This is a genomic window from Acinetobacter sp. YQ_14 (assembly GCF_043102985.1).
Classification (GTDB): Bacteria; Pseudomonadota; Gammaproteobacteria; order Pseudomonadales; family Moraxellaceae; genus Acinetobacter; species Acinetobacter venetianus.
The window spans coordinates 259,842-282,348 of sequence record NZ_JBICJJ010000002.1 but is presented as its reverse complement, the minus strand read 5'-3'; the positions used below and the strand labels follow the sequence as shown (position 1 = coordinate 282,348).

At 40.4% G+C, this 22,507-nt stretch carries 18 protein-coding genes and 4 tRNA genes; 9 read left to right on the top strand and 13 right to left on the bottom strand.

Annotated features, from left to right (window positions below; all coding sequences use genetic code 11):
- Nucleotides 1-61: 61 nt before the first annotated feature.
- A complete protein-coding gene (locus tag ACF8D3_RS01330) occupies nucleotides 62-1,057 on the bottom strand; it encodes a sulfate ABC transporter substrate-binding protein (protein WP_392469687.1) in 996 nt (331 codons plus the stop codon).
- A gap of 466 nt (nucleotides 1,058-1,523) precedes the next feature.
- Between ACF8D3_RS01330 and ACF8D3_RS01325 the strand changes: the two genes are divergently transcribed.
- The 7 genes from ACF8D3_RS01325 to ACF8D3_RS01295 all read left to right on the top strand — a co-directional run bounded on the left by ACF8D3_RS01325 (nucleotide 1,524) and on the right by ACF8D3_RS01295 (nucleotide 5,525).
- Nucleotides 1,524-1,763: a DUF4179 domain-containing protein gene (locus ACF8D3_RS01325; RefSeq protein ID WP_372595724.1), complete on the top strand. Its 240-nt coding sequence runs from the start codon at nucleotides 1,524-1,526 to the stop codon at nucleotides 1,761-1,763.
- Between the two features lie 106 nt (nucleotides 1,764-1,869).
- A complete protein-coding gene (gene gltX, locus ACF8D3_RS01320) occupies nucleotides 1,870-3,378 on the top strand; it encodes a glutamate--tRNA ligase (protein WP_392469685.1) in 1,509 nt (502 codons plus the stop codon).
- A gap of 58 nt (nucleotides 3,379-3,436) precedes the next feature.
- Nucleotides 3,437-3,512: transfer RNA gene (locus tag ACF8D3_RS01315), tRNA-Ala, on the top strand.
- A gap of 22 nt (nucleotides 3,513-3,534) precedes the next feature.
- Nucleotides 3,535-3,610, top strand: a tRNA-Glu gene (locus ACF8D3_RS01310).
- Nucleotides 3,611-3,727: 117 nt separating this feature from the next.
- Nucleotides 3,728-5,134, top strand: a complete 1,407-nt coding sequence (locus tag ACF8D3_RS01305) for an amino acid permease (RefSeq protein ID WP_019385529.1) — start codon at nucleotides 3,728-3,730, stop codon at nucleotides 5,132-5,134.
- A 214-nt stretch (nucleotides 5,135-5,348) separates the two neighbouring features.
- A tRNA-Glu gene (locus ACF8D3_RS01300) sits at nucleotides 5,349-5,424 on the top strand.
- A 25-nt stretch (nucleotides 5,425-5,449) separates the two neighbouring features.
- Nucleotides 5,450-5,525: transfer RNA gene (locus tag ACF8D3_RS01295), tRNA-Glu, on the top strand.
- A 38-nt stretch (nucleotides 5,526-5,563) separates the two neighbouring features.
- Here the strand turns inward: ACF8D3_RS01295 and ACF8D3_RS01290 are convergent.
- Both ACF8D3_RS01290 and ACF8D3_RS01285 read right to left on the bottom strand, forming a co-directional pair.
- Entirely contained in the window at nucleotides 5,564-6,496 is a 933-nt protein-coding gene (locus ACF8D3_RS01290) for a hypothetical protein (RefSeq protein WP_004877860.1), read from the bottom strand.
- Nucleotides 6,497-6,673: 177 nt separating this feature from the next.
- Complete coding sequence (locus ACF8D3_RS01285) at nucleotides 6,674-8,275, bottom strand: hypothetical protein (protein ID WP_392469682.1); 1,602 nt, start codon at nucleotides 8,273-8,275, stop codon at nucleotides 6,674-6,676.
- A gap of 228 nt (nucleotides 8,276-8,503) precedes the next feature.
- Between ACF8D3_RS01285 and ACF8D3_RS01280 the strand changes: the two genes are divergently transcribed.
- Nucleotides 8,504-8,842 (top strand): membrane protein, encoded by a 339-nt coding sequence (locus ACF8D3_RS01280; protein WP_007480757.1) that lies wholly within the window; start codon nucleotides 8,504-8,506, stop codon nucleotides 8,840-8,842.
- A 34-nt stretch (nucleotides 8,843-8,876) separates the two neighbouring features.
- Here ACF8D3_RS01280 and ACF8D3_RS01275 read toward each other — a convergent pair whose 3' ends face one another.
- The 10 genes from ACF8D3_RS01275 to ettA form a co-directional block, all read right to left on the bottom strand.
- Nucleotides 8,877-9,821 carry a cation diffusion facilitator family transporter gene (locus ACF8D3_RS01275; protein WP_392469681.1) on the bottom strand — a complete coding sequence of 315 codons (945 nt, stop codon included), beginning with the start codon at nucleotides 9,819-9,821 and terminating at the stop codon, nucleotides 8,877-8,879.
- 260 nt (nucleotides 9,822-10,081) lie between these two features.
- Nucleotides 10,082-13,249, bottom strand: coding sequence for an efflux RND transporter permease subunit (locus tag ACF8D3_RS01270; protein WP_392469679.1), 3,168 nt, complete (start codon nucleotides 13,247-13,249; stop codon nucleotides 10,082-10,084).
- Nucleotides 13,239-14,486 (bottom strand): efflux RND transporter periplasmic adaptor subunit, encoded by a 1,248-nt coding sequence (locus tag ACF8D3_RS01265; RefSeq protein ID WP_392469676.1) that lies wholly within the window; start codon nucleotides 14,484-14,486, stop codon nucleotides 13,239-13,241. The genes ACF8D3_RS01270 and ACF8D3_RS01265 overlap by 11 nt, the downstream gene beginning before the upstream one ends.
- Before the next feature lie 4 nt (nucleotides 14,487-14,490).
- A complete protein-coding gene (locus tag ACF8D3_RS01260; RefSeq protein ID WP_392469674.1) occupies nucleotides 14,491-15,918 on the bottom strand; it encodes a TolC family protein in 1,428 nt (475 codons plus the stop codon).
- A 55-nt stretch (nucleotides 15,919-15,973) separates the two neighbouring features.
- The gene (locus ACF8D3_RS01255; RefSeq protein ID WP_392469848.1) at nucleotides 15,974-16,372 is read right to left on the bottom strand and encodes a cation efflux protein, CzcI-like; all 399 of its coding nucleotides are present in this window, start codon (nucleotides 16,370-16,372) and stop codon (nucleotides 15,974-15,976) included.
- Nucleotides 16,373-16,575: 203 nt separating this feature from the next.
- Nucleotides 16,576-16,749 (bottom strand): hypothetical protein, encoded by a 174-nt coding sequence (locus ACF8D3_RS01250; RefSeq protein WP_004877880.1) that lies wholly within the window; start codon nucleotides 16,747-16,749, stop codon nucleotides 16,576-16,578.
- A gap of 157 nt (nucleotides 16,750-16,906) precedes the next feature.
- Complete coding sequence (locus ACF8D3_RS01245) at nucleotides 16,907-17,518, bottom strand: isoprenylcysteine carboxylmethyltransferase family protein (RefSeq protein ID WP_004877881.1); 612 nt, start codon at nucleotides 17,516-17,518, stop codon at nucleotides 16,907-16,909.
- Nucleotides 17,519-17,686: 168 nt separating this feature from the next.
- Entirely contained in the window at nucleotides 17,687-18,043 is a 357-nt protein-coding gene (locus ACF8D3_RS01240) for a cation efflux protein, CzcI-like (RefSeq protein ID WP_392469671.1), read from the bottom strand.
- A gap of 263 nt (nucleotides 18,044-18,306) precedes the next feature.
- Nucleotides 18,307-18,900 (bottom strand): hypothetical protein, encoded by a 594-nt coding sequence (locus ACF8D3_RS01235; RefSeq protein WP_392469669.1) that lies wholly within the window; start codon nucleotides 18,898-18,900, stop codon nucleotides 18,307-18,309.
- Between the two features lie 206 nt (nucleotides 18,901-19,106).
- A complete protein-coding gene (gene ettA, locus ACF8D3_RS01230) occupies nucleotides 19,107-20,768 on the bottom strand; it encodes an energy-dependent translational throttle protein EttA (protein ID WP_007480773.1) in 1,662 nt (553 codons plus the stop codon).
- A gap of 305 nt (nucleotides 20,769-21,073) precedes the next feature.
- Here ettA and ACF8D3_RS01225 point away from each other — a divergent pair, with 305 nt between their 5' ends.
- Nucleotides 21,074-22,351 (top strand): O-acetylhomoserine aminocarboxypropyltransferase/cysteine synthase family protein, encoded by a 1,278-nt coding sequence (locus tag ACF8D3_RS01225; RefSeq protein WP_004877893.1) that lies wholly within the window; start codon nucleotides 21,074-21,076, stop codon nucleotides 22,349-22,351.
- Nucleotides 22,352-22,507: the final 156 nt, after the last annotated feature.

Sequence of the window (22,507 nt, the reverse complement as noted above, 5' to 3'; positions counted from 1 at the left end):
AAGCAAATACGCGCTGTATTTGCTTTTTTAATCATTTTCCTCAAAGGCACACACTCAACATTTATGGTTTTTCGGCATAAATTTGATCAAAGATCGCACCATTTACAAAGTGTGTTTTTTGCGCTTTTGCCCAGCCACCAAACACATCATTAATATTAAAAAGTTTGATTTTTGGAAATTGCTTAGCGTACTTTGCAGCGACTTGGGGATTACGTGGACGGAAATAATGTTTAGCCGCCAACTCTTGACCCAAAGGTGAATATAAAAAGTTTAAATATCCACGAGCCAGATTACGATGACCATTTTTATCTACCGTCTTATCAACGATAGCAACAGAAGGTTCAGCCAAAATAGAAATTGAAGGATAAACGATCTCAAACTTGTCTTGACCTAAGCCTTTGGTAGCTAGTAGTGCTTCATTTTCCCAAGACAACAATACATCACCGATACCGCGCTCAGCAAAGGTAGTCAACGAGCCTCGCGCACCTGAATCTAGAACTTTGACATTTTGATAAAGTTTTTTGACCAATTCACGTGCTTTTGCATCATTACCATTTGGTTGTTTAAGCGCATATCCCCAAGCAGATAAATAAATCCATCGCGGTGCACCGCCTGTTTTGGGATTGGGTGTAATAATTTCCACACCCGCTTTGGTTAAATCGTTCCAGTCTCGAATATTTTTAGGATTACCTTTCCGAACAAGGAAAACAACAGTTGAGGTATATGGGGCTGAATTATCTTTAAACTGTTTTTGCCAGTCTTTGCGAATTAAACCCACATTTACGATTTCATCAATATCGTTTGCCAAAGCTAAAGTAACTACATCAGCTTGTAGACCATCAATAACGGATCGCGCTTGCTTTCCTGAACCGCCATGTGATTGTTTAAAATCAACCTCTTGACCTGTTCTAGATTTCCAATATTGTTCAAAAGCTTGATTGTATTCTTGGTAAAATTCACGTGTTGGATCATAAGATACATTCAAAAATGTGGTTGCCGCCTGTGCTGCACCATTTAAACCAAAGCTAAGCAATGCGATCGCGAATATCTTTCTCATTTATACAGCCCCTAACTCATAAATATTCACATCACTATATTTTAGATAAAATATTTTACAATCAATAACTTATATCAATATAATATTTATTATGCTTAATTCTAGATATACGAACTTTTCATATAGATAACAGTAAAATGAAAGTACAAAAGTAGATAATGTTCCTTAAATCTTCGGTCTCCATGTTTTCTACATATTTGCTTGCTAAATTTGACTTGCACACAAACTAGCCACACAGTTATAAATATTAAGTAGAAATTTACTGGAAGTTTATCTTTTTTGTAAAAAGTGTGACGTAGTTCTACTTTTTTATTAAGATTTATGTTTGAATCGTATCATTAAAGCAATACTATATTTGTTTAGTTAGTCTTGTAGACTCGAAATCATGAAGGGGATGTTAGCAATGCGAGCATTAAAATTGAAAAAAACTCTATGCTTAAGCGTATTTTTAGTCTGCTCTGTACAGATGGGTCATGCTGCTGCAATCAAAGAAAGTAATAACATAAAATCAGTAGACAAATCTTCTTCTCTTATTGTTAAAGCACTTGATCAACAGAAACGTAATACAGCGATGATTCCATCAACCAATGATGAGATCAAAATGCTCAATACGATTCGCGCAACGCCAAGCCAAAATTTCTTTGCTAGCCAACATGAGCGTTTCTCACGCTTTGTTCAAACGATTTTCCAACCGCATAATTCTTAATACTTTAAATATGTAACCCCTCGCATGTTTAAATGTGCCTAGTCATTCCGTGACTAGGCTTTTTCGTTATAATAGTTTCAATTTCTAATTTTAAATCCGATCTCTTATGAAAGTCCGTACTCGTATTGCTCCCTCTCCTACAGGTTTTCCACATGTAGGTACTGCTTATATCGCGTTATTTAACTTATGTTTTGCAAAACAGCATGGCGGAGAATTTATTTTACGTATTGAAGATACGGACCAACTTCGCTCTACCCCTGAATCTGAGAAAATGATCTTAGATTCACTACGTTGGTTAGGCCTCAACTGGTCAGAAGGTCCTGATGTCGGTGGCCCTCATGCACCATACCGCCAATCTGAGCGTATGGATATTTATAAACAATATGCATTAGAACTTGTTGAAAAAGGTCACGCTTTCTATTGTTTTGCCACTGCTGAAGAGCTAGATCAAATGCGTGCTGAACAGCAAGCGCGTGGTGAAACACCAAAATATGATGGTCGTGGATTGAAGCTTTCTACTGAAGAAGTGCAACAACGCCTTGCAGCAGGTGAACCGCATGTCATCCGTATGAAAGTACCGGCAGAAGGGATTTGTAAAATCAATGACCTACTCCGTGGTGAAGTTGAAATTCCGTGGGCACAAGTTGACATGCAAGTTCTGTTAAAAACAGATGGTTTACCAACCTATCACCTTGCAAACGTTGTAGATGATCACTTGATGGAAATCACGCACGTACTCCGTGGCGAAGAATGGTTACCATCGGCACCAAAACATCAGTTGCTTTACCAATATTTTGGTTGGGAAATGCCAACGCTTTGCCATATGCCATTATTACGTAATCCAGATAAATCAAAACTCTCTAAACGTAAGAACCCAACTTCAATCAATTACTATCGTGACATCGGTGTTTTACCAGAAGCATTGCTTAACTATTTAGGTCGCATGGGCTGGTCAATGCCTGATGAGCGTGAAATCTTCACGCTACAAGACATGATTGAGAACTTTGATGTGCAACGCGTATCATTGGGTGGTCCAATCTTTGATGTCGAGAAACTAAACTGGCTCAACGGTCAATGGATCAAAGGCCTGACTCCAGGAAAATTGCTTGATCGTTTATTGGCATGGAAAAGTGATCGTCAAACATTAGAAGATATTGCTGCTGCAATTCAACCCCGTATCAACTTACTTTCTGAAGCTGTGAATTGGGCTGGTTTCTACTTTAACCACATGCCACAAATCAGCAAAGCTCAGTTCGAAAGCAAGAAGTTGACCGAAGAACAGGTTCGTCAAAGCCTACAATTTGCGATCTGGCGTTTAGAAAGCCAGTTTACGTGGAACAATGACACCGTAAGTCAAACATTGATGGATTTGGCTGCACAAATGGAAATTAAATTACGCGACTTTATGCCAGCATTCTTTATTGCGATTGCAGGCTCAACCAGTTCAACGCCTGTAATGCAAGCAATGGTGACCATTGGTCCTGATTTAACTTTCGCTCGCTTACGCAATGCACTTGAAATTGTTGGTAGTCCAAGCAAGAAAGAACTGAAAGTTTGGGAAAAGTTAAATGAATCGCTAAAATTGCCGAAAAATGATGCAAATAGTGAGACTTAATTCAGTTTAATCATTGACGTGTGAGCGCAATCCCCCTAATATTGCGCTCACACAAACTGGGGCCATAGCTCAGTTGGTAGAGCGCTACAATGGCATTGTAGAGGTCAGCAGTTCGATCCTGCTTGGCTCCACCAGACATTTTGTGTTGCCTCATCTGTCCCTATCGTCTAGAGGCCTAGGACATCGCCCTTTCACGGCGGTAACCGGGGTTCGAATCCCCGTAGGGACGCCATTTTCTATATAAAAATTATAAAATGATCTTTTTCAACTAATCATTCACTCATTCAGATTGCACATTTTCGAATTTTCCATAAAATAGCCGCTTCTCTATGCTTGGACAAATTGTCGTATGCAATCTTCCAACTCAAATGCGAATCCAGAATCCAAAACATTAAAACGTGCAATGAGCACACGACACCTTGTTATGCTTTCCTTAGGTGGTGCAATTGGTACGGGTTTATTTTTAGGTTCTGGCGAAGTTATCGCTCAAACCGGCCCTGTCGGTGCAATTATTGCCTATATCTTAGGTGGTCTAATTGCTTACATGGTCATGCTATGTTTAGGTGAACTTGCTGTACATATGCCTGTAGCAGGATCTTTTGGTGCATACGCGCAAAAATACATTGGTCCAGGCACTGGCTACATGATTTCTTGGGTCTATTGGCTAACATGGACCGCAACTCTTGGTACTGAATTCACTGCCGCAGCATTGCTCATGCAAGAATGGTTTCCCCATATTTCGATGTGGATTTGGACTATTATTTTTGCTGTCACCATTTTAGGACTCAACCTAACATCGACGCGCATGTTTGCGGAGTCAGAGTTTTGGTTAGCACTGGTCAAAGTTGTAACCGTCATTGCCTTTATTATTCTCGGTTTACTCGCAATTTTTGGTTTGATTCCATTCCATGGCTCAGAGTCAGCACCGTTGTTCCATAATTTAACCGCTCATGGCTGGTTCCCTCAGGGCTTAGTCCCGATCTTTACCACCATGCTGATTGTGAACTTTGCCTTTTCAGGAACTGAATTAATCGGTGTTGCTGCTGGTGAAACCAAAGACCCTGCGGTGAATGTACCTAAAGCAATTAACGCAGCGATTTGGCGCTTATTGATTTTCTTTGTTGGTACCATTATCGTCATCAGCGCATTACTTCCTTTCCAAATCGCAGGTCTGGGCGGTGAAGGCGTGAGTAGCAGCCCTTTTGTTACAGTATTCAATTACATTGGTATTCCTTATGCCGATGACATTATCCGTTTCGTAATCATCACTGCATTGCTTTCAGCAGCCAACTCTGGGCTTTATGCCGCTTCACGTATGATGTGGTCATTGTCAGATCAGCGCCAGTTACCAAGTGTTTTCTCTAAACTTTCAAAGAGTGGAACACCGATTATTGCGTTGGTTGTGACCATGTTCGGCGCGATCCCTGGCTTATTGTCAGAACATTTTGCACCTGAAACGATTTTCAAAAACTTATTAGGTGTCGCTGCTTTCACGATGGTGATTGTATGGATGAGCATTTGCTGGAGCCAATTCAATTTCCGTCGCCAATGGTATAAAGCTGGGCACTCAGCAAAAGATTTAAAATTTGCTGCACCGCTATATCCTATTGTTCCAATTCTAGGCTTCATCTTCTGTTTTATTACAGGTTTAAGTATGGCAGCTGATCCTGAAATGCAAGCAGGTTTTATTGGATGTTTATTGTTTATTGCTGCGTGTTATTTAAGTCACTATGTTTTCTATCGTGATCGCACATAATCTCGACATTCAAAAAAATGCAGCTCTGGCTGCATTTTTTATATCTGTAACAATCATGATAAAAATCTAGCTTTCACACCTAAATCTTTATTTTTGATTATTTATTCCACGATATGCGGTATTTTTAAACACTTATTCACTTTTTTTAGATTTTCTTTAGAAAAGTGTTTGACACCCTATCTAATTCAACCTAATATACGCCCACCTCTGAAACGTCCCTATCGTCTAGAGGCCTAGGACATCGCCCTTTCACGGCGGTAACCGGGGTTCGAATCCCCGTAGGGACGCCAATATTCAGATGTATGCCTCATATAAGTCCCTATCGTCTAGAGGCCTAGGACATCGCCCTTTCACGGCGGTAACCGGGGTTCGAATCCCCGTAGGGACGCCAAATTCAAAAAAGCCACTGCATTGACAGTGGCTTTTTTATTATTCGTTTCCAATTCCAACTTGAACTTCTAAGCGGCCAGATTGCACGCGTAAACCACGAATTTCAAATTGATCAACCAATTGCTGTACTAGCTCACGACTTTCTTGCAGGATATTCAAACCCGGCAGAATACTAAAATCGGTGAGGTTTAATAATTTATCTACCATCCAAGAACGGTTGTTAATAAAATCAATAAAACCCGCTTCTTCGAGGTCGATATACCACAAACGATGACCTTCTTTTTGAATTCCCGGCACATCACGAATAAGGTGATTGATAAGAAAAGGTATCGGTAATGAATTAATCACTTCAAAGCTGACATTTCCAACTCTACGCGTCGCCCAATTGGTCAGTGTCCCACCATGACGAATTTGCAAATCTAGGTGTTCATCAACTTGCCGCAAACGTAAATATTTTTCCTGACCAATACGGCATTCAAGCACATTAAATTCTAAAGAGAGTCGATAGAGGAAACGGCGATAATGTCCATCAAGTTCAATGTGAAAGCGATCATTGCCACATTCAATTTTGATATCATCAATCTCGGAGCGATCCATACGCTTACGAATCTGATTATTGAGCAGCATTTCAGGTAAATATAAGGTCAGAGAGCCTTTCCCAAGCGATGCTCTTGCCATTGCAAGTGCAACTTGTCGTGCAGCCTCACTGGTTTCTGAGACCATATCTCGCACAGAATTTCTCACCCCTTCAACGCCACGTTTGGTATGGTGAGTCACTTGATCCAGTGCACCCAATGCTGCATCAGCAACACCTGCAATATTGCGAGAGGTATCACTTGCAAATTCAACAGCATCTTGTGCGTGCTGTAACGTTTTATAGATTAGTCGACGTGATAAAGATGGTTTATCCGTTGCGTCTTCATCTGCAGGCATAATATCGAACATTGCCTTTTTATCATCTTGTCGATTCAAGATGCTCTCCCTCTTCCCTTTCTTACTGGCTCACTTCTTATGAGCTGCGATCTGCTTTCTGAACTTATTAGATGTTTTTATGTAGATTAGCATGCAACGCATCGCCGTTTGCGTCTTTTTGTTGCAAAGCTTCAAATTATTTAAACACTAAATTGCTCTTATTTTGTTCATAAAATATTACTTTTCAAGTTTCTCTTGCTCGGCCTGTTCGTGTAGAAAAATCTGTTGGTCACGCATGACTTTATATTCTTCAAATTTCTGCTGTATCGATTGAACACGCGTTATAAGAGAATCATCATCAAAATATCTCGCCTCTCTTAAAGCGACCCATGCAGCCTGCATTTTTTCAAAATCATTACCTTTTTCTAGCTTCGGTTTCATCCAATCAAATAAAGCTTGCACACGTTGGTAATGTTCAAATTGATAAGCAAATAATCCGCTGGAGAGCGCAATTTCTGGTAACTGCCCAATCAAAAGCTTTTTCACCTGTTGTAACTGTAAGTTCTGTTGCTCAAGATAAATTTTAACAATGTCTCGATAAAACCATACCGCAAAATCGATCATCTGCTGGACAATTTCATCCCGACATTCATATAAATGATGTCGTTCAGGATGCTGTTTATTTAAACGACCGTCGCCAAGATAAGCACTTAGACCTTGCTCCAAGATCAATTGTAATTGTCCCAAATCCAGAGCTTGCTGTTCTATCGGCTCAATTTTAGAAAGTGATTGAATGAGATGTGCTGAATCAATAGGAGGCTGCAATGAGTTTAAAATATCTGGATCTTGCTGGATTGAAATCCACAGGAATTTAAGTAATTGTTCAGAGCTGTCAATTTCACTCGAGCTTAATAGTCGCTGCAATGCAGACCGCATCGCTTGAGATTGGCTAAGGCTCTCAAACACATCATGATCATGTAATAGTTGAGGCGCACTCGCAATAAGTTCTTTGCTATAAGGAATATAGAAATCTCTCGCACCAAAAATTCCACCTAATGATTTCCCCAGTGAGTTTAACCCTCGACCAACATCGGAGAATACATTGGTTTCAATGGCTCGCGTTTGCAGCAGTTGTTGCGGTAATAATGCGGTGATTGCACGATCTAATAATTTTTTATAGCTCTTCTGATCGATAGGCTTTTCATATCTGCACAATAAATCAAGCGCATATTCCACATCACTCACATGCGCTTTGTATTCACCTTGGCGACGACTAAGCAAACATTCGATATAGCCGTAAAAAGCGACTTCATTGGGCTGCGTAGACTGTCTCTGCGCCCATTCGTATTGTTGGATAGCTTGATTATATTGCTGAGCACCTGCATAGGCCTTTGCAAGAGCAATCGCATGTTGGGCGGTCGGATATTTTTGCAAGAAATAGTGAAGTAATTCAATTTTAGGTAGTTGATCTAAACACTGATCTAAATGACGCAAAAAAACATTAATTTGCTGTTGTGTGGGTTCTGGTGTGATGAAGTTCAACCTATACATTAAACACTGCTCATACCAAGCATGTTTCCGTGCATGAAACTCATAAGCTGGAATAAACTCATCTTCAATCAGTTGAATAAGCTGGGTGTTATAAAAAATATCTTCCTCAGTTTCATGTTGAAACTTCCACTGTTTTGGCAAGGTCATTTTGAATAGTCTTAAAATAAAATTCGCACTCAAGTCAGGACTATCCATACTCACCAACATCAATTTATCTTGCGTTGATAAATGCTCTTTCCCCTTTTCAATCCGAGACAAACGCAATTTTAAAATTTTAGTGCTTAACATGCGTTTCCTTTCACACCATTCAAAAATCCTAAAATCAAATTAGCATGAGTCACAGCAGCATAGCGACTAGCTTTAGACGAGCTGTATAAATGCTTTTTTGATTCAAAATCCAGAGATGGGCTTACAGATCAAAGTTCAAAATAAGTAAATTTATGTATTTGAATAACTCATAATTTTTGCTTTTGCATAATTTTCGCTAAAATAGCCAAAACACAATAGGAAACCTTTATGCAATACCGTTGCCCTAAATGTCAAAGCGTCAAAATAATGCCTGTCAGTCAGGGTACAAATAGCCCTCGTCCCAACGTTCCAAAAAGCTTGGTTCTTTTGGTGCCTGCGATTTTTATTCTATTGATCTTGGTTGTGATCAGTATCGGGATGTGGATTTTCGGTAATGGTGCAGGTCAGACACTGCAAATTTCGACTGTGGTCGTCTTTGCTGTCTGTGTGATTGCAGGTGTTCTTTTCTGGCGTGATTTACCTGATTTTAAAATTTCCATGCAAGCTTTTATGCAAGCACAAAAGCATTGGAAATGCCGTGACTGCAATCATGAATGGCAAAACTAATACGACATTTCACTTTCAATCTGCTCACATCAACTTAATGCTGATGTGAGTGTTCTGGCTCAACAGTGTCATCATGTTGATGGCTATGCTGACAATTCATTTCTGCATCATCTTCAATCTGCAAGGTCACCTCAGCAATGCCATGCTCATGTGATAGCATTTCTATCGCCGCACGATGTAACTGATTACGATCAGCATTCGGTGCGAAAAGATGGACGGTTAAATGAATATTTTTCGATGTAATTGCCCAAACTTTTAATTGGTGAATGCTTTCGACACCATCCAACGAGAGTAAATCACTTCGCAATTTTTCAATATCAACTTCTTCGGGTACACCTTCCAATAAAATATTAATGCTCTGTCTGAGTAATATCCACGTTCTCGGCAATACCCAGAAACCAATGGCAACCGCAATAATCGTATCGACCCAATACCAGTTGGTATAATAAATCACAATCGCACCAATGATCACACCGACAGAACCGAGCGCATCGCTCAGAACTTCCAAATAAGCGCCTTTCATATTTAGGCTTTCTGCAGCGCTCGACATTAAAATCTTCATCGAGATTAGATTAACCACCAGCCCTAACGATGCCACAATCAACATACCAACACTTTGAATCTCTGGTGGTTGAGTAAAACGCTGATACGCTTCGTAGAGAATGTAAATCGCGACAAAAAACAACATCGCCGCATTAAATAATGCTGCCAAAATTTCAAAACGCTGATAGCCAAATGTACGTTTATCATCGGCTGGGCGTTTTGCAATTTTAATCGCAACTAAGGCGATCGCTAATGCAGCAGCATCGGTAAACATATGTGCCGCATCAGAAAGTAATGCCAAACTTTGCGTGATTAAACCAGCAACCACCTCAACAATTAAAAAAGTTGAGGTCAAAACTAAAGCGATTGTCAGCTTTTTGGCGTTGCCTTCGGTGACAACTGCATGACTATGATCATGCCCTTGATGTCCACTCATGTTGGACTCCTTATAATTGTGCAAGAAAGTGTATTTCTTTTCTTGCTTACACTGCCTCTAATTGAGAATTAAATCAAATGCTATATGTACAGCTACCCTTTGCTTTCAGCGATCCATTTTCACGCCATAAAGTCGAGGGTAGAATTCTTGCTTAGACTAGGTCAGCTCTGACCTAGTCTAAGACTCTTTTTAAAACAAAGCTGAATTGATCAATAGCGCTATCAGCAGCATCCATACCGCCTAGCTAGCGCGTACGAATGCTAAGCTTCAATATGATGACGATCTAACTTAGTTTTAGCTTCATTCATCCAACGATATACGACAGGTAAGATCAACAAGGTCAGCAATGTAGAGGAAATGATTCCTCCAATCACCACAGTTGCTAACGGACGCTGCACTTCTGCACCCGTACCTGTTGCGATCGCCATTGGAATAAATCCCAAAGAAGCCACGAATGCCGTCATTAAAACTGGACGTAACCGTAGAATCGCTCCCTGCCATGTTGCAACATGCAGATCAAATTGCTCTCGAAGTTCTTTAATAAAGCTCAGCATCACCAAACCATTCAGCACAGCAACACCTGAAAGTGCAATAAACCCAACACCTGCAGACATTGATAATGGAATGTCACGCAACCATAACGCAACTAAACCACCAGATAACGCAAATGGCACACCACTAAAGACCAGTAGACTCTCTTTAAAGTTATGAAATACCGCCATCAATAAAATAAAGATCGTGATCAAAGCCAGTGGAATCACAATCTGCATACGTGCTGCCGCAGAAGCTAAGTTTTCAAACTGACCGCCATACTCCAACCAGTAACCTGCTGGTAAAGGCTGTTGCTTCAATGTGGCTTGTAACTCTTGAACAAATGATCCTAGATCACGCCCCTCCACATTGGTCGTCACAATGACACGACGTTTACCATTTTCACGACCGACTTGATTCATACCTGAAATGGTTTCAACTTTGGCAACATCTTGCAGCTGAATTAAACCACCATTTGGTAATTGAATCGGCAGTTGAGCTAAGTTTTGTGCTGTGCGCTGATCATCTGGCAAACGAATTTCAAAATCAAAACGACGATCGCCCTGTAAGATCTGCCCTACATTTTGACCACCGACACTCGCTGCAACCACATCTTGAATGCCTTTAACCGATAAGCCATATTGCGCCGCTAAAGCGTGATTAATATCGACATTCAACACAGGTAAACCACTGGTTTGTTCAACTTTTACCGCAGTTGCACCTGAGATTTTTTGAACCTTCTGTGCAATAGCCTGCGCCTGTGTATTGAGCACATTCATATCATCACCAAAGATTTTGATTCCGACATCACTTCGTACACCTGAAATCAATTCATTAAAACGAAGTTCAATTGGTTGTGAAAATTCACTGTTATTGCCAGGAATCGTCTCCAAAAATGCCTGCATTCGTGTCCGTAATTCATCAATAGTTTCTTTCGGATTTGACCATTCACCACGCGGCTTAAGTAAGATCACAGCATCAGAAATGTTCGGCGGCATCACATCGGTTGCTACCTCAGCCGTCCCTGTTCTAGCAAAGATAGCCTTCACTTCAGGGAAATTCTTGAGAATTAACTTTTCCGTATTCTCCTGCATACGCAAGGACTGCTCTAAGCCCGTACTTGGTGAACGCATTTGTTGCAAAGCAAAATCGCCTTCACTCAGTTGAGGTGCAAATTCACTACCAATTTGCGTGGTTAACACCCCTGTAAGCACTAAAATACTCGCCGCCAAAGTCACCACCACCATTCTAAATTGATAAGCCCAATCCAAAATGCGTTGATATTTTGTTTTTAATGCCTGCATCCAACGCGATTCTTTTTCCTTCACTTCACCTGTGATGAATAAAGCCACAGCAGCGGGAACAAAGGTCACAGATAAAATCATTGCGCCAAGCAATGCCATCACAACGGTCGCCGCCATTGGGTGGAACATTTTTGCCTCTACACCAGAGAGAGCAAAAATTGGCAAATAGACGACCATGATAATCGCTTGCCCGAAAATCAATGGACGACGAGCTTGTTTCGCTGCAAGAAAAACTTCTTTAAATCGTTCCTGACGTGTCAGTAACCGCCCTGCATGATGTTGTGCTTCAGCCAAGCGTCGAATACAGTTTTCTACAATAACGACTGCCCCATCCACAATAATCCCGAAATCTAGCGCCCCTAAACTCATTAAGTTGGCACTAATATTTTGTTCGGTCATTCCTGTCAGGGTAAATAACATGGAAAGCGGAATCACACAGGCTGTAATTAAGGCAGCACGGAAATTTCCAAGAAAAACAAACAGAATGACGATAACAAGAATCGCACCTTCAACAAGGTTTTTCTGAACAGTTTTAATCGCTTTATTGACTAGGTCAGTACGATCATAAACCGTTTCAATCTCAACACCTTTCGGCAAAGTCGGCTGAATTTCCTGTATCTTTGCATCGACTGCCTGAGCAACGCTACGGCTATTTTCACCGAGCATCATCATGGCAATCCCCAACACGGTTTCCTCACCATTGTAAGTTGCAGCGCCTGTCCTTAAATCATGTCCAATTGCGACTGTGGCTATATCTGAGACACGGATCGGTAAACCATTTTTAACGCTCACAGTCACATTTTGAATATCTTCAACTGTACTCAGCATACCCGGCACACGTACTGTTAACTGTTGCCCATTTTCTTCGATAAAACCTGCACCACGGTTTTCATTGTTTTCCTGTAAAGCCGTTTGGAACTCAGCAAGGGAAATCTGAAGCTGTTGTAAGCGTTTTAAATCAGGAGAAACAATGTAAGTTTTATTGTAGCCACCAATACTATTGATCTCTGCCACGCCTTTTACACGTTGCAATTGAGGACGCACAATCCAATCTTGGATTTCTCGTAAATCCATTGCCGTATAAGGCGTACCATCTTCTTTTTTAGCGTCAGGTTTGGCTTTAATCACCCATTGATAAATCTCACCAAGCCCCGTTGAAATCGGTGACATGAGTGGATCAACCGAATTTGGCAATTGTCCATCAGCCTCTTGCAAGCGCTGATTGATCATTTGTCTCGCCCAATAGATGTCCGTACCGTCTTTGAAAATAATCGTGACTTGTGACAAACCATAACGTGAAATCGAACGAGTTTGTTCCAGATTTGGAATCCCCGCCATTGCAGTTTCAATCGGATAGGTAATCCGTTGCTCAACCTCCAAAGCGGTATAGCCATTGGCCTGAGTGTTAATTTGGACTTGCGTATTGGTAATGTCTGGAACTGCATCAATAGGGAGTTTTTGATAACTCCAAACACCGACTGCAATCCAAGTCATAACAAACAGCATGACCCAGATCGCATTGCTAATCGCGAACTGGATAATGCGATCAAACAGCCCTTCCGGTTTCGGAAGTTGAGAGGAGTTAGTGCCCATGTTCAGCCTCTCCTTTCTCAAGTTCAGATTTCAGCAAGAAGCTTCCTTCTGCGACATAAGACTGCCCAGAAGTTAAACCTTGCTTGATTTCAACCCATTGTCCATCTTGGGTACGCTGCCCAATTTGTACAGGTACAGCTTCAAAATCAAAACCTTTTTGTTGATTTGCTTTGGCAACAAAAACGACATCTTTGCCTTCAACTTGTTGGATTGCAGTTGCACTTACACGAATGACGGACTGTTTAGATGTCGCTTGTAATTCAACATTGACCATTAAGTTTGGTCGAAGTTCAGCTGCATTCGACAACACTTTGGCACGTACTTGTAAACGACCTGTTTGTGCATCAGCTTCTGTTGTTAAACTTTGAACTTGTGCATTAAATGTATTCCCTGTTTGCAGAGATTTAAAACGAATTTGTTGATTCGGCTGTACCCCAATATTTGCCATCGTTGGTAGAACAAATTCCAACCAAAGTTGATCGAGTTGATCAATGGTAAATAACTGATCTGCAAGCTGAACATTTTCACCAATCACGATGTCTTTATTACTGATCACCCCATTAATTGGTGCGGTTAAGGTATAGCGCCCACTTGAACCCGAACCAGCACCAAATGCAGATAAACGAGATCTAGCAGCTTGGACTTGAATCTGTGCTTGTCGATAGGCATTGTAAGCACGTTGATAATCCTGCTTTGCTGAAATACCTTGAGACCAAAGACTCCGCTCACGATCATAATCTTGCTTCGCCAACTCTAAATTGGTTTGCGCAATTTGTAGATTCGCCTGTTGGTCTACCAAGTCTGGTACTAGTAAATTTGCCAAAGCCTGACCACGTTTCACCTCTTGCCCCAGTTCCACATAAACAGACTCAACACGACCTGCCAAGCTCGGTGATACATGCGCTTGACGGTCTGTATTCACCACTAGCTTTGCTGGAAAAGTTTGGCTCTCATTCACTTCACCGACTGAGACTTTTGCCAGTTTGACATTTTGCTGCTGCATTTGCTCCGAAGTCAGTGCAAGTTTTTCTTCTTCATCCGCATGATCATCCTCATCACCTTCTTCAGCACCAGCTTTTTCATTTTCCTGATGTGCATGGGCCTGTTCACCTTGCTCAGCATCACCCGTCGTTTTTGCTTTGTTGTTCAAAAGCAGCAATGATGCTAATACACCCGTGACCACGACAATCATCGCAATCCAAACCCACTGAGAACGCTTTTTTAATCTGATACTCATTTCGTTATTCTCCTAGTTGGTTTGGAAATGCATTACTTTGTTGCCATACACGTTGATTGAGTTGCATCAATGCATCTTTAGCTGTGATTTGTTCTACAGGAAGCCCCATACGTGCACTTTGTACTTCTACACTGAGTTGCCATGCTTGTTTCAATAATTGAACCTTACGCAGGCGAACATCTTGCAGTTGAACTGTTGCCTGCTGTACATCTGTCACAGCAAACTTACCCAAGCGAAAACCTTGCAAGGTTTTTTGCTGCACTTGAGTTGCTAATGGAATTTGTTGGTTATTCAGCTGTTGAAATTGTGCTTGTAAACCGTTTAACTCAGCGAGACGAATCTCGATATCCATCTGATTTTGCTGACGGTAGAAACGTTGCTGCTGTTGAATGAGCGTTTGTTTTGCCTCAGCAATTTGAATTCCATATTTCTGTTTATTAAAAATATTTAAGGGAATTTCCACACCTAAACGCAGCTGATTTTCAGTATTTTGATCAACTGAACGTGTGCGATTAACCCCGAGCGTCATTGTCGGCTGAGGACGTGATTTTGCCTTAAGCTGTTCAATACTGGCTTGTTGTCGCTGAGTCTCAAGCTGCAAACCTCGTTCAAATAGATTTTCAATTTGTTCTTGATCGACTTTCACCTGTGTTGCACGAGACCATAGTTCATTCACACTGGGTGAAATGCGGTACTGATTTGAATCACTTCCCCAAAAACTAGCCAACTGCTGTTGAGCCACTTGAAGTTGTAAATCAGCTTGTTGATAAATACGCTGATTTTCCAAATGTGCGATTCGAACTCGCTCTACATCGACCTGCGCAATACTTCCTGCTTGATAACGCTTTTCAGTTGCTTCGAGGTTTTGCTGACTGACTTGTAACTGCTCAGCTATTAGAGATTTTTCTAGTTGCCATAACGCAACTTGTGACCATGCATATTGCACAATCAAAGCCAATTCTGCGTTATAACGCTGCTGCTCTAAATCAACTTGATTTGCAGATAACTTCGCCACTTTCTGCGCAGCTTTACGCTGCCCAAACAAATCAAGCGGCTGAGAAATCCCGATTGCTAACTCTTGATCCTGATTGCTTTGCAATCCTGTCTGTTCGATCGAAATACTTGGATTTGCCCATAACCCACTCTGTTTGAGTTGGGCACTCGCCATATTTTGCTGAGTCTGCCAGCTAGATTGATTGGCTTGGTAAGTGCGAATCTGCTCTAAAATCTGTTCAAAACTAGAACGATCTTGGATCTCTCTCACTGTGGGCTGATTAGCCGTCAATAGAGACTCAGCAGAAACGGATTGCCCAAACACTGCCGTGGTTAAAGCAATCGATAACATCGACCATTTTATCGATAAAAAATGGGAGGATTTTTTTAGCGCACGATTCTGAGATAAATTGGTACGCTGATTTAAACGTAAAGACATATAAAGCCCCGCAAAGAAAATGAAATTGCGGTGGGCTATTTTTCGGCTACCCCACCTATAGCGGGGTCAATACAGGCGGTGGATTCAGTTCAAATAAATGAGGAGACTGGTAAGAGTTAGACCAGTAATATTTTTGTTCTAATTCATGTGTTGTTAAAATAGGGTCATCAAGCTGTTGCTGAGCCTCAGTCATCACCACATGGAAACATGAAGGTAAATGATCATGATGATCTTGCAAGCTTAGAGGCATAGGTAAATCAGCATCTTGGTCATTAACCAAAGTAGATTGCGTATCAACCTGCTGATTTTCAGGAACATGATGACCAAAATGGGTCAATACTGAAGTTTTTGCGTTGTTATTTTCATGGCCGCAATACGCCGCCGCCACATTCCACAAACTTTGGAATATGAACAAACTGAGTAAGACGGTGATAAAAATACTAAAACGGCGCAAAAATTTCTCTTTAGACAAAAATTGCTCACGTGGCACTATAGCAACTAAACTTGATGTAATAAAATTACATTGTTCGACTAAGCAATAAAAAATAATATGACTTCATAGCGTAAGGCTTATTCAGTCAGCGTACAAAACATAGGTACATCATCAGATAGAAACCAGCAACAGAAGTTACTGGTTTCCAAACCTACTAGCCGTCATTAACACTTATGCTGAGCAGTCGTATGATGACTCTTTTTCTCCACTTGAGCCTTTGTTTCTTTCTGAGCATTAAGATTTTTTTCTAAGAAAATCAAACCACCATCGGCCTTTGCGACAGTCGCAGAAAGAAGTAAAACAACCAACAATACTTTTGCATTTAATTGACTAAACATAATCTTCACCTTATCTAAGAGAAGCTCTGTTCAATGAAAATTTTGGGTTAAGTACCCAAATAAAATGAACAAAGCGAAATATATTTATGAATTCAGTCATGCCTTGAAATTCAAAGTTGATTTCAAGCACAGACTCAAATCTCAAAACTGCTATTCCTTAAAACAAACTAAATACAGATGGAATAACACCAAATAGCCTCAGCTCTTCAAATAGCTGAACGAAAGCCGCGATCCAGAGAAACCAGACCACTTGTACTAAGAAAATACGAAAATGTTTGGGCGAAACTTGATAATATTCAGGCTCTTTATAATTCTTGAGACTGGGAATAAAACGCGGTATTTGATTGCAATAATCTAAATATTCGCTCCCATATTTTTTACTCAAAAATTTTTCTTCTTGGCGTATCACATAATGGTAATAGCACAAGAAATACAGAGAAAATATCACTGGGAAGAAGAAAGTCTCCGTTAGAAACATGATGCCGAGACCACCTAAATAACTAAATAGATAAAGTGGATTTCGACAGAGTGAATACGGCCCTTGAGTGACTAATCGGCTATTCTTATAGCCAGAAATGTAAATACTGCACCAGATTCTTCCCATTATCCCCAAACCAACAAAGAGCCACCCAAAGAACCATAGAATGTGTTCTACAAATGGGGCTTGGAAATGCCATTCACTAAAGCTCATCGCGACAATAACAGCCAAAGCTAAGCCGATGATTCTGGAACTCATTGTTCTTACGCGAGGCGCAAATAAAATATTCATTTTATTTACCCTCAATCGGGACAGGATCGAAATCTAGATCAGCGCTAATCTGCCGATGCCATTTTTTAAATATAGCAATAGGCACATAAACATCGCGCATTTTTAAGAAATTCTTATGCATGGAATAACCCTTTGAAATAAATTTATTTCTGGTGGGTTATTTTTCAGCTACCCCACCGATAGCAGGGTTAAAACAGGCGGTGGGTTTAATCCCGTTAAATATGGAGACTGATAAAAATTAGACCAGTCATATTGTTGTTTTAATTCATGCTCATACAAAATCGGTTGATTCAACTTCTGCTCTGCTGCCAAAACAACGATATGAAAACAAGAAGGCAAATGATCATGATGATCTTGTGAACTCAGTAAAGTTGTATCATCGGCGAGATCTTGTTTAAGATTCGATTGCTCTTGTGTCTCTTGTAATGAGTGATGTCCGAAATGATTCACCGTCGCTATCAGTTGCTTGCTTGTATTTTCATGACCGCAATAAGCAGCTGCCACGTTCCAAATACTTTGAAACATGAACAAACTCAATAAGACTGTCATCAATACAGCAGAACGTCGCAACAGAACACCATAACCGTAAATTGCTTAACAGTACTATAGCAGGCAAGATTAATGTAATAAAATTACACTCACTAATAAGTTTGTTTTAATAAAGTTAATCATTTGTTAAATTAAATTCTTTTTAAATGATGACTCTGGTTTATGCATGTTATTTAAGTCATAACTTTTTAAAAGAGTAAAAAGACTTTTCGAGAAAGCCTTTTTACTCAGCTAGATAGTTATTGCTGTTTTTGCAAATCATAAGTAAAACGAATCACAACATCATCGACAACTTTATTAAATGCTTCATTAATCGTCATCGGTTGTACATTTTCAACTGGCGCTTTTTTATTTCCAACAGTCGATAAAATCATATGTGGATAGCGCTGAGAAGTTTCTTTGCCCTGAGCATCAATATATTTAAATTTAAATTCATATTTATCAGTGACGGCATTCCCTACCGCACCAAAAGTTAAACCTGTTAATGCACCTTTGCCCGCTGCTTCACCTAAATCAGCTACGTTATTTGCAGTGACATGCAATTTTGCTTGGTTCGCAGCATTCGACTGTGCTGATGGCGAGAATACCCCTGTAGCCCTTAAACTACGATCAACGATTGATTGTAGCTCTTTACCAGCTTTTGGAATCACAACACCATTTCGTTGAAATTCAGTCACCACCGTGACTGGAGTTGGCTGGTTTGGTCTTTCAATATTTGAATAACCAATCGTTTTATAAGCAGGATCAACATATGATTTTACTGAGAGACACCCTGTAAGTTGCGTAGCAACAGCTACACTTATCGCAATTGAGAAAAGTTTAATTTTTTTCATGATTTTCCAAAAGGTATATTTACCATTTAATAGATTGAGCGCTGATATTAATCTTTATAAATTAAAAATATAAGTATAAACCCACGGCCTTTAAATAATTTTCTTTCATAGCTCTAATCACTATTATTATTGATCACTTTTAAAATCGTTAAATAGGATACAAATAAAAAAACCAGCCCTAAGGCTGGTTTTAAAGTTACAGAAAATTAACCTGTAATCTTTTTATATTTAGAGCGTTTTTGCGTTGCATCTTCGCCTAAACGAGACTGACGATAAGCTTCGTATTCTGCATAGTTACCTGTGTAGAATTCTGGCTGTTCGTTCTCAAACGACAAGATGTGCGTTGCAATACGGTCAAGGAACCAACGGTCATGCGACACCACCATCACTGTACCTGGGAATACAAGAATTGCATCCTCAAGCGCACGTAAAGTTTCGATATCCAAGTCGTTCGATGGCTCATCCAGTAAGATTACGTTTGCGCCCATCTGTAAGATTTTCGCAAGTTGTAAACGGTTACGTTCACCACCAGACAATTCACCGACGCGTTTTTGCTGATCTTGGCCTTTGAAGTTAAAACGACCGATGTAAGCACGTGACGCGATTTCGTAATCACCAATTTTTAGGATATCTAAACCGCCAGAAACTTCTTCCCAAACCGTTTTGTTATTATCCAAGGTGTCACGAATCTGACCCACGTAAGCCACTTTAACTGACTCACCTAAAGTCACAGTACCTGTATCAGGTTGCTGCTCGCCCGTCATCATACGGAATAAAGTCGTTTTACCCGCACCGTTTGGACCTACGATACCCACAATCGCTGTAGGAGGTACAGTGAAAGTTAGGTTTTCATACAGTAAGCGGCCATCAAATGATTTGCTGATACCTTCCACTTCCACAACTTTGTTACCCAAACGTGGGCCAGGTGGAATATAGATTTCAGACGTTTCATTACGCTGTTGGAATTCTTTAGAGTTAAGCTCTTCAAAACGTTCCATACGCGCTTTGTTTTTCTTTTGCTGACCTTTAGCATTTGAACGAACCCATTCAAGTTCTTTTTTCAATGCTTTAGCAAAAGATTCTTCTTGTTTCTGTTCTTGCTCTAAACGCGCATTCTTTTGTTCTAACCAAGAAGAATAGTTACCTTGGTAAGGAATACCATGTCCACGGTCAAGTTCAAGAATCCACTCAGCAACGTTATCCAAGAAATAACGGTCATGCGTAATCGCAACAATCGTACCTGGGAAGTCTTTCAAGAAACGCTCTAACCAAGATACTGATTCAGCATCTAAATGGTTCGTCGGTTCGTCGAGAAGCAACATATCTGGCTTAGAAAGTAATAAACGGCATAATGCAACACGACGACGCTCACCACCTGAAAGTAATGATACATCAGCATCCCAAGCAGGAAGGTTCAATGCATCAGCAGCAATTTCAAGTTGGTTATTGAGGTTGTGTGCATCCCATGCATGGATGATGGATTCTAATTTTTCTTGCTCTTTCGCAAGTGCATCAAAATCAGCATCTGGTTCAGCATATTCAGCAAAAACCTGATCAAGACGTTCTAAAGCATCAAGTGCTTCACGTACACCATCTTCAACGTTACCACGAACGTCTTTGGTTGGATCTAAAGGCGGTTCTTGTTCTAGATAGCCGATTTTGATTCCTGGTTGTGCACGAGCTTCACCTGAGAAATCTTTATCTACGCCAGCCATAATACGGAGTAGGGTTGACTTACCTGCACCGTTTAAACCAAGTACACCAATTTTTGCACCTGGGAAAAATGATAAAGAGATGTCTTTCAGGATTTCGCGCTTTGGCGGAACCATTTTAGACACTCGGTTCATCGTATAAATATATTGGGCCACGCAGGACTCCTCAATTGAAAAACCAATACATCGCTAATCAGAATAAGCGAAAAATAATCGGACGTATTATACGCTGAAAAGCCCTTTAACTTGAAGTTAAGTTGAGATTTGTTTGTTTGCTTTAAAAGGATTTTCTTTTTCAAGACATTACACGATCAACCCAATCACAGTATCTCTCTGGATAAATGCAATTTTATTGAGATTGATATGAATAAAACTGCTAAAAATCACATCATTTATGCACCATTTTGGATAGCTTTTAAGCTACACTCGCTTATTATTTAACTCACGTAGATGATGTAATTATGACCTATAAAGATGAAACTTTAGCCATTCATGCGGGATATTCACCAGAGGCAACTACAAAAGCTGTTGCTGTGCCGATTTATCAAACCACATCTTATGCCTTTGATAATACACAACATGGTGCGGATTTATTTGATCTAAAAGTACAAGGCAATATCTATACACGGATTATGAATCCAACCACTGCGGTACTCGAACAACGTATTGCAGCACTGGAGGGTGGAATTGGTGCATTGGCTTTAGCATCAGGTATGGCTGCCATCACTTATGCAATTCAAACCATTGCTGAAGCTGGCGACAACATTGCATCGGTTTCCACGCTATATGGCGGCACCTATAATTTATTTGCGCACACCTTGCCAAAGCAAGGCGTTGAAGTTCGTTTTTTTGATTATCAAAACCCTGAAGCGTTACGTTCAATTATTGATGAAAAAACCAAATTGGTGTTCGTTGAATCGATTGGTAATCCGCTCGGCAACATCATCGACCTAGAAGCAATTGCTCAGATTGCACATGAATATGGCGTACCTGTGATTGTAGATAATACGGTTGCAACACCTGCTCTGCTCAAGCCGTTTGAGTTTGGTGCAGATATCGTAATTCACTCACTCACCAAATATATTGGTGGTCATGGCAATAGCATTGGCGGCATCATTGTAGATAGCGGTAAATTTCCTTGGGGTAAATATCCAGAACGCTTTACAGCCTTAAATACACCTGATCCAAGTTATCACGGCGTGAACTATGTCGAAGTACTGGGTGAAGCTGCGTTTATCGCGCGTGCGCGTGTCGTTCCTTTACGCAATACAGGGGCTGCAATTAGCCCACTCAGTGTATTCCTCATTTTACAGGGATTGGAAACACTGAATCTACGCATGGAACGCCATACTGAAAATGCCATTAAAGTTGCAGAATATTTAAAACAACATCCAAAAGTAAAATGGGTAAATTACGCAGGATTAAAAGACCATCCACAGCATAATCTGGCTCAAAAATATGTGAAAGGTAAACCTTCTGCCATCCTTTCTTTCGGTGTACAGGATGGCCGCGAAGGTGGCACACGCTTTATTGATGCATTACAGCTATTTACACGTCTAGTAAATATTGGTGATGCAAAAAGCTTGGCATGTCATCCAGCAACAACAACACATCGTCAATTGAACGAAGAAGAGCTCAAATCAGCAGGTGTCAGTGAAGACCTCGTGCGCTTGTCTATTGGGATTGAGCATGTTGATGACCTGATTGCTGACCTCGAACAAGCCCTTGCTCAAGTTTAATTTTAATGAAATCAATAAGCCTCCTGAGTGAGGCTTATTTTTTGTTCAAATCTCAAAAAATATTATTGCTTTTTCAACTATTACAATACTTTGTTTTAGAGTTTTTACTCTAAAAAAATTATTATTTTTCAAATATTTACACTGGACAAACAAAAA